This is a genomic window from Paenibacillus sp. LjRoot56 (genome assembly GCF_964253335.1).
Taxonomy (GTDB): Bacteria; Bacillota; Bacilli; order Paenibacillales; family NBRC-103111; genus Paenibacillus_E; species Paenibacillus_E allorhizoplanae.
On record NZ_CAXURV020000002.1, the window covers coordinates 943,185 to 958,154 of the forward strand.

Sequence of the window (14,970 nt, forward strand, 5' to 3'; positions counted from 1 at the left end):
CTATGCTTGAGCGACTTACATATAAAGGTTTTACAACAGTACGGCCTGTTCTTTGTGCTTTTTAAGTTGTCGTTGTATACGAATAGCGAATAAAGCGGCAATGAAGCAGGTAAGACCAGCAATAAAGAAAGCTTGCGAGTAGCTGCCAAGCCAGTCACGCATTATACCGGCACCATACGCGGCAAAGGAGGCACCGATCTGATGAGCCACCACAATCCAGCCGAAAATCATGCCAGATTTTTCTTTACCGAATGTTTCTCCTGCAAGTTTAGCAGTTGGCGGTACGGTTGCGATCCAATCGAGTCCATAAAATACCGAGAACACGACTAGCATGTATGGAGTAGTAGCCAATGCATACGGTAAAAATATGAGGGATAAACCGCGCAGACCGTAGTACCAGAAAAGTAGCCAGCGGCTGTCGAATCGGTCAGTTAACCAGCCAGATATCGTTGTTCCGAATAAATCAAAAGCGCCCATCATGGCTAGAAGTCCGGCAGCGGCGACTTCCATCATCCCGAAATCTCCGCAAGCGGCAATGAGGTGTGTGCCGATCAAACCATTTGTCGAGAATCCACAAATGAAGAAGGTGCCCGCGAGCAGCCAAAATGTTTTATTTTTACTTGCAATAACGAGGTTCTGGATGGGGGTAAGGAATACATTGCCCTTGAAAGGCTCTGGCTTTACTACCTCTGTGGTACCGTATGGCGCTGCACCAACATCTGAAGGATTATTCTTCATCCATATGACTACCAGAATAAAGACAACTACGATAGCGGCTACCGCTGCATACATCGCATACCGCCAGCCGTAATCGGAAGTCACCTTTGCAATTAATGGGAGAAACAGTAACTGACCCGTTGCTGCACTTGCTGTTAGTATGCCAACTACGAGGCCCTTACGTTTGACGAACCATAGATTGCTGACTGTGATACCAAGCACGTTGGCCATCATTCCACTTGCAAGTCCAGAAACGACTCCCCACAGCAAATCGAACTGCCACAAGGAATTAATCAGCGGCGTGACGGCAAGGCTGGCACCCAGAACAGACAGTGCGAGCAATACAACCTTACGGATACCGAAACGCAATAAAAGTGCTGCAGAAAACGGACCAACAAGTCCATATAGCAAAATTCCGATAGAGGCCACACTTGATATAGCCGCGCGGCTCCAACCGAATTCTTCTTGGAAAGGGATCATCAAGACGCTTGGCATGGAGCGAATGCCTGCTGACACAAGTAATGTGACGAACGTTAGCAACACAATAATCCAGCCGTAATGAAACTTGCTTTTTGTTTGATTCATGATCTGCACCTCATCTTATATTTCTAATTTCTCACTGGCTGATTCCAAGGATTGCGTCAATAGAGTCGCGATTTCATCTCCAAGAATAGCCTTATAAGAACGAAGAAGTTCCTTCGATGCTGCACGAAGTGCTGGTTCGAGTTCAATTGCTTTGTCCGTGGGGAAGACGAGTACAGTTTTTCCCTTTACTTGGCGCTCCACGAGTCGTTTGTTTTCTAGCTTATCGATAAATCTGGTGAGTGTAGATGGCGTAATATAGAGCTTTTCTGAAAGTTCTTTCTGTGGAATTCCAGGTTTTGCAACAACCAGTCTGAGTAAATAACCGTAAGCAGGTGCAAGCCCTGTTGTTGCAAATGCATCGTCGGCCATTCGGCTAATGGCCCGACTTAGCCGATTCGTAGTGAAGTATAAGCATTGATGCAAAAAAGCTTCATTGTTATCCGTTTCTGTTACTTGAGTTTTTTTGTTAGTCATATATTTCCCTCCTCTTATTTTGTATGTACAACGAATATAAACCAAGTGATTTCGCCTGTCAATTGTATTTATGAAACAAGATGGATGTAGAAATGTGAACGGCATGTAGTTAAGGGGAAGAACCTCTTTCTATTGCAGCCATAGTGGCTGCGTTAGAAAGAGGTTTTTTAGTTTGGGATCGTAAGAAAGTGAAAATGAAGGAGAGATCTCCCATGAAAAGACCAGTTGTTCAAGGATGCTATCTGTGGATAAGTGGCTATGTCCTCGCGATCTATACTGAGCTTCCGTGGCTGACATGGATGACAAGCGCGCTGCTGTTAGCCGCGCTTGTCATCCTCTACGCGCTGCGTCTGCCTGGTCGGCAGCCGCTGGGCGCCTTGCTGCTGGTCGTAATAGCCTACGGCTATTATCAAGGAACCGACCAGCGCAACATCACCGCGCTGCCGCTGGCGCAGCAGCAGCAGATCAGCCCTGACGGCAGCGAGGCCACGCTGCTCGGCCGGTTTGCCAGCCCTGTCACCATTGACGGTGACAGGGCCAGCTTCACCCTGGAAGCGGAGTCCGTCCGCTTCCAGGACAACACCGCTTTCCCGCTCGGCGGGGAAAGCGTGCAGGTTTCGCTGCGCCTGATGGAGCAGGCGCAGCAGACGATCGCGTCGGGCTGGCGCCGCGGCGACGCCATCACGTTAACGGGAACGCTGCGCAGCCCGTCCCCGGCCCGCAACTTCGGCGGCTTCGACTACCGCCGATATTTGCGCCTTCACCACACCCATTGGCTGCTTTCAGCCAAAGGGGTGGATCAGGCGCAGGTGCAGCCTACGGCAGCGCACCTCAGCGTCGTCCAGCTGCTGCGCTGGAACGACGAGCTGCGCGCTGCGCTCAGCAGGCGCATGGACGTGATCTTCCCCGCGTCGCAGGCGGGATTCATGAAAAGTATGTTGATCGGCCTTACGGACGATCTGGACCCAGACCGCTTCCAGCAATTTTCACAGCTAGGACTGACACATATTTTAGCAATCTCAGGCTTGAATATTGCCGTGTTTCTAGGTGTATGCATTTGGATCTTGCGCCGTTTTAAAGTCACCAAAGAAAACTATCTGCTCATCTGCATGGGCTTGCTCCCGTTCTACGTCCTCGTGACTGGGGCATCGCCGTCCATAATCAGGGCAGGGCTAATGTCGATGATCGCCCTGTACGCAGCTCGTCGTGGAGGTATGAAAGAGGTTTTGCACATACTAGCCGTAACAGCGTGGGCTATGCTGGTATGGGACCCTTACTTTTTGCTGGATGTAAGCTTCCAGCTTTCCTTCCTAGTCACACTTGGACTCATTCTCGGTGTGCAACGAGTAACGATATTGCTCACACCTTACTTAATTTCTCCTACACTCCGAAACACCCTCGCCATCACACTCGTTTCCCAATCCGTCTCTTTTCCGGTTTCCATTTACTATTTTAATCAATTTTCCTTATTATCTTGGTTGGCGAATGCCGTGTTAGTCCCTGTAATTAGCATGATCGTGTTTCCAGCAGGCTTGGTTGCCTTAGCGCTTGGTCTAGTTTACATTCCTCTAGGTCAAAGAATTGGTCAACTCATCACTTGGCTGAATCAAGCTATTTTCTGGATAACCGATCAACTTCAGCAGATACCTCATCTCACTATGATCTGGCCATCTCCTAGTATGCCTTGGATCTGTTTTTACTATGGATTCCTAGTTATGATCTATCTACTCTGGCAGCGTAGTTACCTACATTCGAAAGATGAGATACCTATTATATTGGAGGTTAGTACGAGGGAAAGCACACAGGGAATGCCAATTAAACTCAGTCTACTTCTTGCAATAAGCGGATTTCTCATCCTGTTATGGATGGGGTATTCACCGAATCGTTTTCAACGAACAGGGCTTGTGCAATTTGTCGATGTTGGACAAGGTGATGCCATTCTAATTCGAACGCCTTACGGTCGGCATTTATTAATCGATGGAGGAGGGACACTCACATTCCATAAGGCAGGTGATGACTGGAAAATCCGCAAGGATCCGTATGAAGTAGGGCGTAAACTGCTTGTTCCTCTCCTCAAGAAACGAGGGATACAAAGTCTAGATCTTCTCGTGCTTACACATGAGGATGCTGATCATAGCGGCGGTTTACAGGCTGTTATTGAACAAATTCCAGTGAAGCAATTCCTATTTAACGGAACATTTAAGGAAAGCAGCTCCATGACGACCTTTTTTTCTACATTGGTTCAAAAGGATGTTCCCTTATTACCTGCGCAAGTAGATGATTGGATCGACATCGATCCCGTCACAAAGTTGCAGGTGATTTATCCGCTTGAAACGAATCCGACAATGATTGAAGTTGTCAAAGAGCAGAATGCGAGATCTGTTGTCTTCTTGCTTGAAATGCAAGGAACACGTTGGCTGTTCACAGGGGATATGGAGAAAGAATCCGAAGCGGCAGTGCTGGATTATTTACGTGATCATCCTGCTTTAGTAGGTTCCTCCAACTCTGTCGCCCGAATCGGCAGCAATAACAAAATCGATGTTCTTAAAGTTGCCCACCATGGCAGTAAAACCTCAACGACTTCAGAGTGGTTGACCTACTGGAAACCAGCTGTGGCAGTAATCTCAGTGGGTGCCATGAATACCTACGGCCATCCATCTCCAGAAATTACAGATCGCTTGGTCAATGAGAACGTAGCCATTTATCGGACTGATCGAATGGGAGAAGTACAGATGGAGGTGCGGAATTCAGGGATTTTCACACGAATGAAATTATGGAAATAGAAAGAGGAAGGTTTAAACGATCACTCCCACCGCAAGTATAGTCCTAGAAGCAGCATTTCCTTTTGGAATGTTCTTCTAGGGCTTTTTCTGTTGTAAAAATCCACTATTGTGAAACTAATTTTCATTTTTTACGTCTAAAAGATGTTATGTGGCTCATTATTTGTTATTCTGATAGATGCAAGTTATTAATATATTTATTCTAAAAAAATTGCAACCTTATGAGATGCGAGCGCGTCTGTAAGAATGCAAGGGGGAGGGATCCCAGTGATAGCACCCGAACTGGTAAGATCAGCACAAGCCGGTGACCGTGATGCGCTCATTACCCTATTGCGAGAGATTGAGTCTCACGTTTATCGGACGGCTTTTTATATTTTGAATAATGAACAGGATGCGCTTGATGCTTCGCAGGAAGCTCTTCTTCGGATTTATACCAAAATTAATTCCTATGAAGAAAAAGCCTTGTTCAAAACGTGGGTGCAGCGGATTGTTACGAATATCTGCATCGATAAATTTCGCAGAGCGAAGCCAACGGTTTCAATGGATGAACATGAGATGACTTTTACAGCTGATAATGATGTAGAACAGGAAATATTGACAGGCTACCTAGCTCAGGATATTAGAGAGGCAATTGAAAAGCTTCCCGAACACCATCGCACTGTAGTTGTTCTACGTTATTTGCAGGACTTTTCGTATCATGAAATTGCAGAATCGCTTAATTTACCACTCAATACGGTGAAGTCTTACTTATTCCGAGCTAGACACACCTTACAGTCGTTACTCCAAGATTATCAGAAAGGAGGTGTTCGGGGATGAAATGTCAAGAGGTGATGATGTACATGCAAAGACAGCTAGATGGAGATTTAACTCCAAAAGAAGAAAATGAGCTGCATGCTCACCTTATGCATTGTTTGGACTGTGCACAGATGTTTGAGCGTCTGCAGGCATTGTCGAACGAATTGTCCCAGCTTCCTAAAGTTATGCCGCCTTTCAGTTTGGTTGATGCTATTATGCCACAGCTGCTTGAATTGGATAAACAAAATGCGATGGAAGTGGCGGATAATGTCGTTGTCTTCCCATCGAAGGTTGCTAGGATAGAATCAGTAGAAGACATGCCTAAGCGCTCAGGGGTGAGCCGATTTAAAGAACAATTCTCGTGGAAAATCGCAAGCGGCGTTGTTGCCGCGGGATTGATTATTGGATTTTTCGCATTTAATATGCAGAAGCCTATTATCGATAATGCGGACGGTTTTATGTCTCGTTCAAGCTCTGATTCCAAAGCTGCGGCGGAGAAGCGTGTAACGGCAACTTCAGAAACGAATCAACAAATAGGCAGCGATGACATCGCTAAAACCAAGGAAACCGCTGCTACAAACGAAGGATCGCCAGTTGCGCCTACTGCCGATTCATTTGCAAAAGGGACAGACACAGCAAACACTGCTACTGGCAACGGTGGGAATTTGCCGCAGGCTACTTCCAAGGCACAGCTAGAAAAACCAGGTGCATATATTTCGCCAACGAATGGCGGTGACATGCAGACGAACAAGGTATCACCATCTACATCTGCTCCAGAGCGGTTGAGAGATCCTGATGCATCTGTTCTAAAGTCGGATAAGATGGATTCCAATGCTGAGGCCGCTACGCCTGCCGCTGGCTTAAGCGTACCGCAATCATCGTTAGAGCCGAAGTCGACGGAGTCACCAGTCAGGAAAACAGCGCAACCGACACCAAACGTTGATCCTTCGAGTTCAGACCGAATAAGTGCGAGTCAAGGTATTCTCTCCTATACCGTTCCTCAAGGGGAGGCTAAGCTAAAGTCTACAACGGGTACTTATGAGGCGACGATTGAAAAACGACACGTTGTCATTCGAAACACCCTCACGCTTGAGCTTGTATTTGCTTCCGAGCATGTATGGCAAGCAGAAGATCAAATTAGGTTGTTGGAATGGTCGAAGGATGACAAGCTGTTCTATGAGGTTATTAGTAAAGGATTGCTTCAAACGATTCTTATCGATGTCAAAGAGAAAACAGAAGCCAATAAATAAAAAGAAATTTCGTTGCACCAATTTGGCTGAAATTGCGTAAACTATCTTAGGGAACATGGAACAGTTCATTCATCCACACGAGTTAAGGTTTCTAGGGCCTTGAATCGGTGTTTAAATAGACTGGCGAAGGGATTGCATCAAAGTCTTCGGGCTTTGACGTAATCCCTTTGTTGTTGTTAAAATAAACAGGAGGGGTGAATGCTAGTCATGGATGCCAAAAGAGCATTAAAAGATATACAAGCAGGCCGCCCAGCGCCCGTTTATTTATGCTACGGACCTGAGAAATATAAAATGCGCGAATTTATTCAGATTTTAACAGATTCATTAATGGGGCCAGAAGACCGGGAATTTGCAGTGAGTAAATTTGATTTGAGTGAAATGCCACTTTCATCTGCGCTAGATGATGCAGAAACGTTACCTTTTATGGTGCCGAAGAAACTGGTTATTGCTAAAAATGCGATGTTTTTCACTGGAGCGAAGGAAAATACGAAGCTAGAGCACAATATGGATCGCTTAACAGACTATTTGAAATCACCAGCGGAACATACGGTTGTGGTATTCACAGTGGATGCCGATAAATTGGACGAGCGTAAGAAGATTGTAAAGGCTTTAAAGGATATGGAGGCCGCTGTGCCGTTCCTTTCTTTGAGCGCAGAGGAATTGACGGATTGGGTTGCTAAACAAGCCAATACGCTTGGCTTTACATTCTCAGGTGGCGCGGCAGACCAGTTGATCTTGTATACTGGAGGCAATTTACAATCGTTATCGGCCGAACTTGAGAAGATTTCCTTATATGTCGGTGCCGAGGGAGTAGCTTCACCTGACGTTATAGATCAATTGGTCGCTCGGAGCACGGAGCAGAACGTATTCATACTTATTGAAGATATCGTGAATGTGCGGTTGGAGCGGGCATTTGTGATCTTAGAGGAGCTTCTGAAGCAGCGAGAGGAGCCGATCAAAATCGCGTCGCTTATCGCCAGACAATTCCGGATCATGTTGCAGGTGAAGGAGCTTGGCAAGCAGGGCTATTCACAGCAACAGATGGCTTCACAAATTGGCTTGCATCCTTTTGCGGTTAAAGTTGCCGAAGGGCAGGCACGAAAATACGATGGGCAGAAGCTGAGCCGAATTATGGGTGAGCTTGCTGATCTTGATTTGCAGATGAAAACGGGGAAAATTGATAAAGTGTTAGGGTTGGAATTATTTCTTCTTAGGCTGGCTGCCTAGGAAGAACAATGGAAAAAAGACTAATTCTCCTAGGAGAATTAGTCTTTTGCTTTTATGTCCGTGAATTACGCTTGAGCCGAAAGAGCGTTTAGCTTTTTAGCTAGACGGGACTTCTTGCGGTTAGCGGCATTTTTATGAATTAAACCTTTAGAAGCAGCTTTGTCTAATTTCTTAGAAGCAGAAACTAAAGCTTCAGGGGTCAAAGCTGTTTCGAAAGCTTTCACAGCAGTACGCAAAGCGGACTTGTGGGAAGCGTTGCGAAGACGACGCTTTTCGCTAACTTTTACTCGTTTAATAGCGGATTTAATGTTTGGCATGAAATTCACCTCCTACTTACAAAACACGTTCAACGTTACATTTGTATGTTTGCTGACAACTTTAAGTATTCTACCACGCAATATTTCAAATTGCAAGAGCTGTCAATAGGTTTTCAGTGGTCTTTATCTCTGCATAACGCCGCGGCATCTGTCACACAATAAGCAACACAGCGCAAGTATGAAAGGGGACCTCCAATGGACTTAGGCATATTTAACACACAGACCGATCTTGCACTCGATGCAAGGGATATGGCCCATGCAGCCAATCAGGGGCAACCGATTCCTGGTATTGAACAGGAGTTCACACGGGAAAACGGGATCCGCGTAACCAAAATAAACGTCCTGAACGAAGAAGGCTCCAAAGCGCTAGGTAAGCTTCTGGGTCATTATATAACGATTGAGGTACCCGCACTCCGGGAGAAAGACAGTCAGCTTCAAGATCGCGTGGCGACGAAGCTCGCTCAGGAGTTTGAGCAGTTTTTACGACAAGTCGGTATTCCGAAAAATGCGAAAGCCCTGATTATTGGACTGGGTAATGGAAATGTGACTCCCGATGCCTTGGGGCCACTCGTCGTTGAGAATATTATGGTGACGCGTCATTACTTTGAACTTGTACCTGAAGATGTGAGTCCGGGTTATCGAGCTGTAAGTGCTGTAGCCCCAGGGGTACTCGGCACAACGGGGATAGAAAGCAGCGACATCGTGCAAGGAATTGTGGATAAATCAAAGCCTGATTTCATCATCGCTATAGATGCGCTGGCATCTAGATCCTTGGATCGTGTCAATACGACCATTCAGATCGCAGACACCGGCATCCATCCAGGTTCAGGAATTGGCAATAAGCGCAAAGGCTTGACGAAGGAGCAACTGGGCATTCCAGTTATTGCAATTGGGGTACCTACCGTTGTGTATGCCTCAACGATTGTGAACAATGCTTTTGATCTCATGCAGAAGCATTTCAGCGGTCAAACGAGCAATACGGGGCAGATTTTCGGACTTCTGGACAATATCAACGAAGACGAGCGGCTGCAACTGGTCAAAGAGGTGCTAAACCCCGTAGGACACGACCTACTCGTTACTCCGAAGGAGATTGACCAATTTATTGAGGATATAGCCAATATTATTGCCAGCGGCTTAAACGCGGCTTTACATGACGCTGTAGATGTCGATAACGTAGCTGCGTACACGCATTAATGTAACGAGAGAACTGAGCCTACATACGTGGGGGCAGTTCTTTTTGGCGTTGGAGCTTCCTATCAAAATCAGGTAGAGAACCTTTCATCCTATCTATCAAAAAAATCTAGCGAAAACTAGTTCTATCGTTCGGGCTCGTTTCATAGATTGAATTAAGATAGTTTAGGAGGAATCAAACTATGAAATGGACATCAGCCACATGGAATTTCAGCCAAGTTCGCAAAACCTTTCAGAGCGCCAGTTCCGTCGGGAAAACGTTTATGGTTCTTAGCACCTCGACCTTAGCTCTATTCGTACTAATTGGTCTGGGTGGCGTCCTACAAAGCAGATTAATGTCTACATCGCCTGTTTCATCCATGAAAGGTCTCGCCGCCTCTGTCACGAATCAATTTTTTATCGATATGTTGGGTATGGAAGTCCCTCATTTAAATAAGGATCAGAAAAAATTCACTTTCTCCCAACACAACGTGTTTCACTTCGCTTTTCAGATGATGACGGATATTAATCCGAGTGATCCAAAGAGTTTAGTCGCAAGTGAAGTGCCTGGCATGGAGTTGAATAAGTCGACGGTATTAGTAAGAGGGAGCGAAACGAATCCAAGTGCCCCCTATGATCTAAATCCCATATCCAGTGATTTGGAAGCGGAAGCTAGATTTCCACAGCCAACGCCATCCGTTGAGCCAACACCGATTAGCTCTTCATCCCCTTCACCAAATGCAGTTGCACAGCCACCGAAAACAGCTGGTGATAATATCGCATTTATCTATCAAACACATAGTAATGAGTCCTTTCTACCAGAGCTGAAAGGTGTAACCGATCCAGATAAAGCCTACAGTGATAAAGTGAATATCATCTCCGTGGGGCAACGGTTAGCTCAGAATTTAGAGAGAGATGGCATTGGTGCTGTGCATTCTTCAACTGTTTATCCGAGTACTGTCAAAGGGTTTGAATATCCGTATTCCTACAAGTATTCAGCCAAAACGCTTCAGGAAGCGATGGCTTCGCATAAGGATTTACAGTACTTCTTCGATATTCATCGCGATTCAGCAGCGCGCAGCAAAACAACAGCAACGATCGAAGGCAAAGATGTCGCACAAGTCTATTTTATAATCGGCGGAAAAAACCCAAACTGGAAAAAGAACGAAGAATTTGCAAGAAAAATTCATCAAGTGCTGGAAGAGAAGCACCCAGGGGTCTCGAAGGGGATTCATGCGAAAGAAGCCAGTGAGGGCAACGGGTTATACAACCAGAACATATCGCCGAATAGTATTTTGATCGAGGTGGGAGGGCCTTACAATACCCTCGAGGAGTGCTATCGGACGACAGATTGGCTGGCTGAAGCGATATCTGAAGTAATTTTGAACGCGAAAAAAGTGGATGCACCCGTGACTACACCTAAAAACTCGTAAGCGAGTTAACATTGGAGGAGGGATAAAATGAGGCTGAGGCACTTTTATATCAAGGTTGGCTTGTTTGGACTCTTGCTGTTGTTTTGTATCTTGTTCGGCGTCAGTCTAGCTTCCAGCGGCATGGAACGCATAGAAGGTCCTCAGCCTTCCTCCAAAGCAGCCCAACAAGTTGCGCCAACGAAGGCACCGGGAAAAGTAGTAACGACGGTTGCCCAAGCATCGCCTACGCATACACCAGCTAGTAAAGACACGGTTGTAAAAGGGAAACAGACGACAGAGCCACAAGCTGAACCTGTTGCCATTCATGATAATTCATTGAATCGTGTAGGGAATAAATTAGGCGAACTTTTACAGATAACGGCGCACCATGGCATTAAATTGTTTATTTCTTTGTTTGATGCTGTTTTAGGCAAAGGCTAGGTGTGCATTGCTCCGACTTCCCACAACTGCTATAATGAAAATTATTTGCATGTAGTGGGGGTTAGTCTTTAGCATGACGGACATTCGAGAAAGACAACAAAGAATTCGCAACTTTTCAATTATCGCTCATATCGATCACGGTAAATCAACACTAGCTGATCGTATTCTGGAATATACAGGTGCATTGTCTTCACGAGAGATGCAAGAGCAAGTTCTCGACCAGATGGATCTGGAGCGTGAACGTGGAATTACGATTAAACTTCAAGCGGTGAGATTAGGTTACCGCGCTGACGATGGTGTCGATTACATCCTTAACTTGATTGATACACCAGGACACGTAGACTTTACTTATGAGGTTTCACGAAGCCTAGCGGCTTGTGAAGGCGCATTGCTGGTTGTTGATGCGGCTCAAGGGATTGAAGCTCAAACATTAGCAAACGTATATCTCGCATTGGAAAATAATTTAGAAATTTTACCAGTTATCAATAAAATTGATTTACCAAGTGCGGACCCTGATAAAGTAAAGCAAGAGATCGAAGACGTGATCGGGCTTGACGCAAGCGATGCTGTACATGCATCAGCTAAAGCGGGGATCGGTATTAAAGAAATCATTGAGCAAATTTGCTTAAAGGTACCGGCACCACAAGGTAATCCTGACGCACCACTGAAGGCATTGATTTTCGACTCCCACTATGACAGCTACAAAGGTGTTATCGTATACGTGCGTGTTGTAGACGGCGCGATCAAAGCAGGCTCCAAAATCAAAATGATGGCAACAGGCAAAGTATTTGAAGTTATTGAAGTAGGTGCGTTCAAACCTAGAATGTCATCGGTTCCTTCCCTAGAGGTCGGAGATGTTGGTTTTATCGTTGCCGGTATTAAAAATGTTGGAGACACCCGTGTCGGTGACACGGTAACGGAAGCAGATCGCCCTTCACCTGAAGCGCTGCCAGGTTACCGTCGCATTAACCCAATGGTTTTCTGTGGATTGTATCCAATCGAAACGACCGATTACAACGATTTGCGTGAAGCGCTGCAAAAACTTGAACTAAATGATGCTTCCTTGCGTTTCGAGCCTGAAACCTCAACAGCATTAGGCTTCGGTTTCCGTTGCGGATTCTTAGGACTCTTGCATATGGAAATCATTCAGGAGCGGATCGAACGTGAGTTCAACATCCCATTGATTACAACGGCACCGAGCGTTATTTACCGGATTACGTTAACGAATGGTGATGTCATGGAAATTGACAATCCATCGAACTATCCGGATCCACAACGAATTGATTTCGTTGAGGAGCCTTACGTGAAAGCTTCTGTCATCGTGCCTAATGATTATGTGGGTACCATTATGGAGCTTTGCCAAGGTAAACGCGGTGAATATATGAATATGGAATACTTAGATACGAATCGTGTTACATTGACTTACGAGATCCCGCTTTCTGAGATTGTCTACGATTTCTTCGATATGCTGAAGTCGCGGACGAAGGGCTATGCTTCTTTCGACTATGAAGTTAGTGGCTACAAGAAATCCAATCTCGTGAAAATGGACATCTTGCTTAATTCTGAGCAAGTGGATGCACTTTCCTTCATCGTTCACAGAGATACAGCTTATCATCGTGGCAAAATCATTTGTGACAAGCTCAAGGAGCTTATCCCGCGGCAAATGTTTGAGGTGCCGATTCAAGCGGCAATTGGACAGAAAATCGTGGCGCGTGAGACCGTTAAAGCGATGCGTAAGAACGTACTTGCGAAGTGTTACGGTGGTGACATTTCCCGTAAGCGTAAATTGTTAGATAAGCAAAAAGAAGGTAAAAAACGCATGAAGCAGGTCGGTAGTGTAGAAGTGCCGCAAGAAGCGTTCATGGCTGTTTTGAAAATCGACGAATAGATGCATGGAACTCAAAGCTGGGGTGGCAGCGTACGCTGTCCCTTGGCTTTTTGTCAATTGTGACCGTGGAAAGGAATACCCTTATGTTAGTTACTTATACAACGCCTACGGCGGTGTACATTCATATCCCTTTTTGCACAAATAAATGTCATTACTGCGACTTTAACTCGTACGTGCTCAAAGGCCAACCTGTGATGGAATATCTAGATGCGCTTGAGCGTGAAATGGAGCTCACGGTAAGGAACCATCCTCCTCAGAAGGTGGAGACGATCTTTGTCGGCGGTGGAACGCCAACTGTGTTGCTTCCAGATCAAATGGAACGTTTCTTACGTATTGTACGCACTTATTTCCCAGCGGACAGTACAGAAGTCGAATTTTCGATGGAGGCCAACCCGGGAACAACGGACGAAGATAAACTTGCAGTCATGAAAGCTGGCGGTGTAAATCGCATCAGCTTCGGTGTGCAATCTTTTAACAATGAAATTCTTGCGGCTATCGGCCGTATTCATAATACAGATGATGTGCATAGAAGCATTGCCAATGCGAAAAAGCTAGGCTTCGATAATTTATCGATCGACCTGATGTTCGGTCTTCCGAAGCAAACGGTGGAAATCATGCAGGCTACATTAGATGAGGCGCTATCGCTTGATTTGCAGCATTATTCAATATACAGCTTGAAAGTAGAAGAAAATACGTTATTCCACACCTTGTTCAACAAAAATCAACTGCCGCTCCCGAGTGAAGATGAGGAAGTCGATATGTACGAGTTGATTATGAAAAGGCTGGAGGGAGCGGGTTACAAGCAATATGAAATCAGTAACTTTGCCAAACTGGGTCGCGAAAGCAGACATAATACGATGTATTGGCGCAACCGTTCTTATTACGGATTAGGCGCAGGTGCACACGGGTATATGAATGGTAAGCGTCATGTGAATGTGAAGGGCATCCAACCGTACATTGATGCAACGAAGCTTGGATTACCGATCATGGAGCAATTCGATGTTACTCCACAAGAAGCGATGGAAGACTTTATGATGGTTGGCTTGCGGCTGCTAGAGGGTGTGCGAAGCAACGACTTCATGGATCAATTCGGAGAGACGATCGAATCCCATTTTGGAGCTACCCTGCAAAGCTGGATAAACAAAAAGCTGATTGAGCAAACGCCAGAAGGATATCGTCTGTCCAAACATGGCATTTTGTTAGGAAATGAAGTCTTTGCCTCGTTCTTAAGCTAAACTGAAGTAGCGCAAAAAACGCTTGTGCATTTATACGTATTGTTGTATATTTATACATGAATCCACAAGCGAAACAGCGGAAAGCCGCAGGGCGCTAGCGTGGCTTTTATGCATTTTTGTGTGAATGGTGGGTGGGGAAGCGTGAATACATCAACTACGGTGTCCGTAAGAAAAGCTTCAGTGGATGACATCGATAAACTTTTTGAAATTATACAGGGGTATGCCAAGCAAGGCATCATGCTGCCGCGGAGCAGGGAAATGCTCCAAGATCAAATTGATACGTTTGTTGTCGCTGAATTTGATGGCTTATTAATAGGCTGCGGTTCATTGACGAGACTAGGACCAGATCTTGTTGAGATTCGCTCACTTGGGATGACATCTGGCTACAAGGGTCAAGGGATCGGTGGCAAGCTGGTTGATTTCTTAGTTGAAGAGGCAAGAAGTCAAGGAATTATTAAAGTTATGGCACTTACTTATGAAGTGGCTTTCTTTCTGAAAAACGGCTTTACACTCGTTCCGAAGGAGATTTTTCCTGAGAAGGTTTGGAGAGACTGCATGCATTGCAAAAAACAGTATTGTTGCGACGAAATCGCCGTACTTAAACGTTTGGATTGACTTGACAACAGACCTTAGGGTCTGTTATTTTTGTATTAGGATTTAGCACTCACTAAATACGAGT

At 45.5% G+C, this 14,970-nt stretch carries 13 protein-coding genes; 10 read left to right on the forward strand and 3 right to left on the reverse strand.

All coding sequences use genetic code 11. The features are described 5' to 3' along the window. Nucleotides 1-30: 30 nt before the first annotated feature. Together ACSQ8O_RS16575 and ACSQ8O_RS16580 are read right to left on the reverse strand one after the other, a co-directional pair. Nucleotides 31-1,302 (reverse strand): MFS transporter, encoded by a 1,272-nt coding sequence (locus tag ACSQ8O_RS16575; RefSeq protein WP_436242595.1) that lies wholly within the window; start codon nt 1,300-1,302, stop codon nt 31-33. A 15-nt stretch (nt 1,303-1,317) separates the two neighbouring features. Continuing rightward, a complete protein-coding gene (locus tag ACSQ8O_RS16580; RefSeq protein WP_436242596.1) occupies nt 1,318-1,776 on the reverse strand; it encodes a MarR family winged helix-turn-helix transcriptional regulator in 459 nt (152 codons plus the stop codon). 212 nt (nt 1,777-1,988) lie between these two features. Here ACSQ8O_RS16580 and ACSQ8O_RS16585 point away from each other — a divergent pair, with 212 nt between their 5' ends. The 4 genes from ACSQ8O_RS16585 (at nt 1,989) to holA (ending at nt 7,828) form a co-directional block, all read left to right on the forward strand. Further along, entirely contained in the window at nt 1,989-4,559 is a 2,571-nt protein-coding gene (locus ACSQ8O_RS16585) for a DNA internalization-related competence protein ComEC/Rec2 (RefSeq protein ID WP_436242597.1), read from the forward strand. Between the two features lie 243 nt (nt 4,560-4,802). Then, the gene (locus ACSQ8O_RS16590; RefSeq protein ID WP_436242598.1) at nt 4,803-5,372 is read left to right on the forward strand and encodes an RNA polymerase sigma factor; all 570 of its coding nucleotides are present in this window, start codon (nt 4,803-4,805) and stop codon (nt 5,370-5,372) included. Further along, a complete protein-coding gene (locus ACSQ8O_RS16595; RefSeq protein WP_436242599.1) occupies nt 5,369-6,601 on the forward strand; it encodes a zf-HC2 domain-containing protein in 1,233 nt (410 codons plus the stop codon). The genes ACSQ8O_RS16590 and ACSQ8O_RS16595 overlap by 4 nt, the downstream gene beginning before the upstream one ends. Before the next feature lie 207 nt (nt 6,602-6,808). Beyond that, nucleotides 6,809-7,828, forward strand: a complete 1,020-nt coding sequence (gene holA / locus ACSQ8O_RS16600; protein ID WP_056610145.1) for a DNA polymerase III subunit delta — start codon at nt 6,809-6,811, stop codon at nt 7,826-7,828. Between the two features lie 65 nt (nt 7,829-7,893). Here holA and rpsT read toward each other — a convergent pair whose 3' ends face one another. Next, nucleotides 7,894-8,145 carry a 30S ribosomal protein S20 gene (gene rpsT / locus ACSQ8O_RS16605; protein WP_056609803.1) on the reverse strand — a complete coding sequence of 84 codons (252 nt, stop codon included), beginning with the start codon at nt 8,143-8,145 and terminating at the stop codon, nt 7,894-7,896. A 195-nt stretch (nt 8,146-8,340) separates the two neighbouring features. Between rpsT and gpr the strand changes: the two genes are divergently transcribed. The 6 genes from gpr (at nt 8,341) to ACSQ8O_RS16635 (ending at nt 14,906) form a co-directional block, all read left to right on the forward strand. Then, entirely contained in the window at nt 8,341-9,339 is a 999-nt protein-coding gene (gene gpr, locus ACSQ8O_RS16610) for a GPR endopeptidase (RefSeq protein ID WP_056609801.1), read from the forward strand. A 179-nt stretch (nt 9,340-9,518) separates the two neighbouring features. After that, nucleotides 9,519-10,748, forward strand: a complete 1,230-nt coding sequence (gene spoIIP / locus ACSQ8O_RS16615; protein WP_436242600.1) for a stage II sporulation protein P — start codon at nt 9,519-9,521, stop codon at nt 10,746-10,748. Between the two features lie 27 nt (nt 10,749-10,775). Continuing rightward, on the forward strand, nt 10,776-11,168 hold the full coding sequence (locus ACSQ8O_RS16620; protein ID WP_436242601.1) for a hypothetical protein: 393 nt from the start codon (nt 10,776-10,778) through the stop codon (nt 11,166-11,168). 73 nt (nt 11,169-11,241) lie between these two features. Then, nucleotides 11,242-13,056 (forward strand): translation elongation factor 4, encoded by a 1,815-nt coding sequence (lepA, locus tag ACSQ8O_RS16625; protein ID WP_056609796.1) that lies wholly within the window; start codon nt 11,242-11,244, stop codon nt 13,054-13,056. Nucleotides 13,057-13,139: 83 nt separating this feature from the next. Next, nucleotides 13,140-14,291, forward strand: a complete 1,152-nt coding sequence (gene hemW, locus ACSQ8O_RS16630; protein WP_436242602.1) for a radical SAM family heme chaperone HemW — start codon at nt 13,140-13,142, stop codon at nt 14,289-14,291. A 141-nt stretch (nt 14,292-14,432) separates the two neighbouring features. Further along, nucleotides 14,433-14,906 carry an N-acetyltransferase gene (locus ACSQ8O_RS16635; protein ID WP_235549958.1) on the forward strand — a complete coding sequence of 158 codons (474 nt, stop codon included), beginning with the start codon at nt 14,433-14,435 and terminating at the stop codon, nt 14,904-14,906. Nucleotides 14,907-14,970 lie beyond the last annotated feature (64 nt).

Coding starts and splice junctions, on each gene's coding strand:
- ACSQ8O_RS16575 (WP_436242595.1), bottom strand. CDS start 1,302: ATGAATCAAACAAAAAGCAAGTTTCATTACGGCTGGATTATTGTGTTG.
- ACSQ8O_RS16580 (WP_436242596.1), bottom strand. CDS start 1,776: ATGACTAACAAAAAAACTCAAGTAACAGAAACGGATAACAATGAAGCT.
- ACSQ8O_RS16585 (WP_436242597.1), top strand. CDS start 1,989: ATGAAAAGACCAGTTGTTCAAGGATGCTATCTGTGGATAAGTGGCTAT.
- ACSQ8O_RS16590 (WP_436242598.1), top strand. CDS start 4,803: ATGCAAGGGGGAGGGATCCCAGTGATAGCACCCGAACTGGTAAGATCA.
- ACSQ8O_RS16595 (WP_436242599.1), top strand. CDS start 5,369: ATGAAATGTCAAGAGGTGATGATGTACATGCAAAGACAGCTAGATGGA.
- holA (WP_056610145.1), top strand. CDS start 6,809: ATGGATGCCAAAAGAGCATTAAAAGATATACAAGCAGGCCGCCCAGCG.
- rpsT (WP_056609803.1), bottom strand. CDS start 8,145: ATGCCAAACATTAAATCCGCTATTAAACGAGTAAAAGTTAGCGAAAAG.
- gpr (WP_056609801.1), top strand. CDS start 8,341: ATGGACTTAGGCATATTTAACACACAGACCGATCTTGCACTCGATGCA.
- spoIIP (WP_436242600.1), top strand. CDS start 9,519: ATGAAATGGACATCAGCCACATGGAATTTCAGCCAAGTTCGCAAAACC.
- ACSQ8O_RS16620 (WP_436242601.1), top strand. CDS start 10,776: ATGAGGCTGAGGCACTTTTATATCAAGGTTGGCTTGTTTGGACTCTTG.
- lepA (WP_056609796.1), top strand. CDS start 11,242: ATGACGGACATTCGAGAAAGACAACAAAGAATTCGCAACTTTTCAATT.
- hemW (WP_436242602.1), top strand. CDS start 13,140: ATGTTAGTTACTTATACAACGCCTACGGCGGTGTACATTCATATCCCT.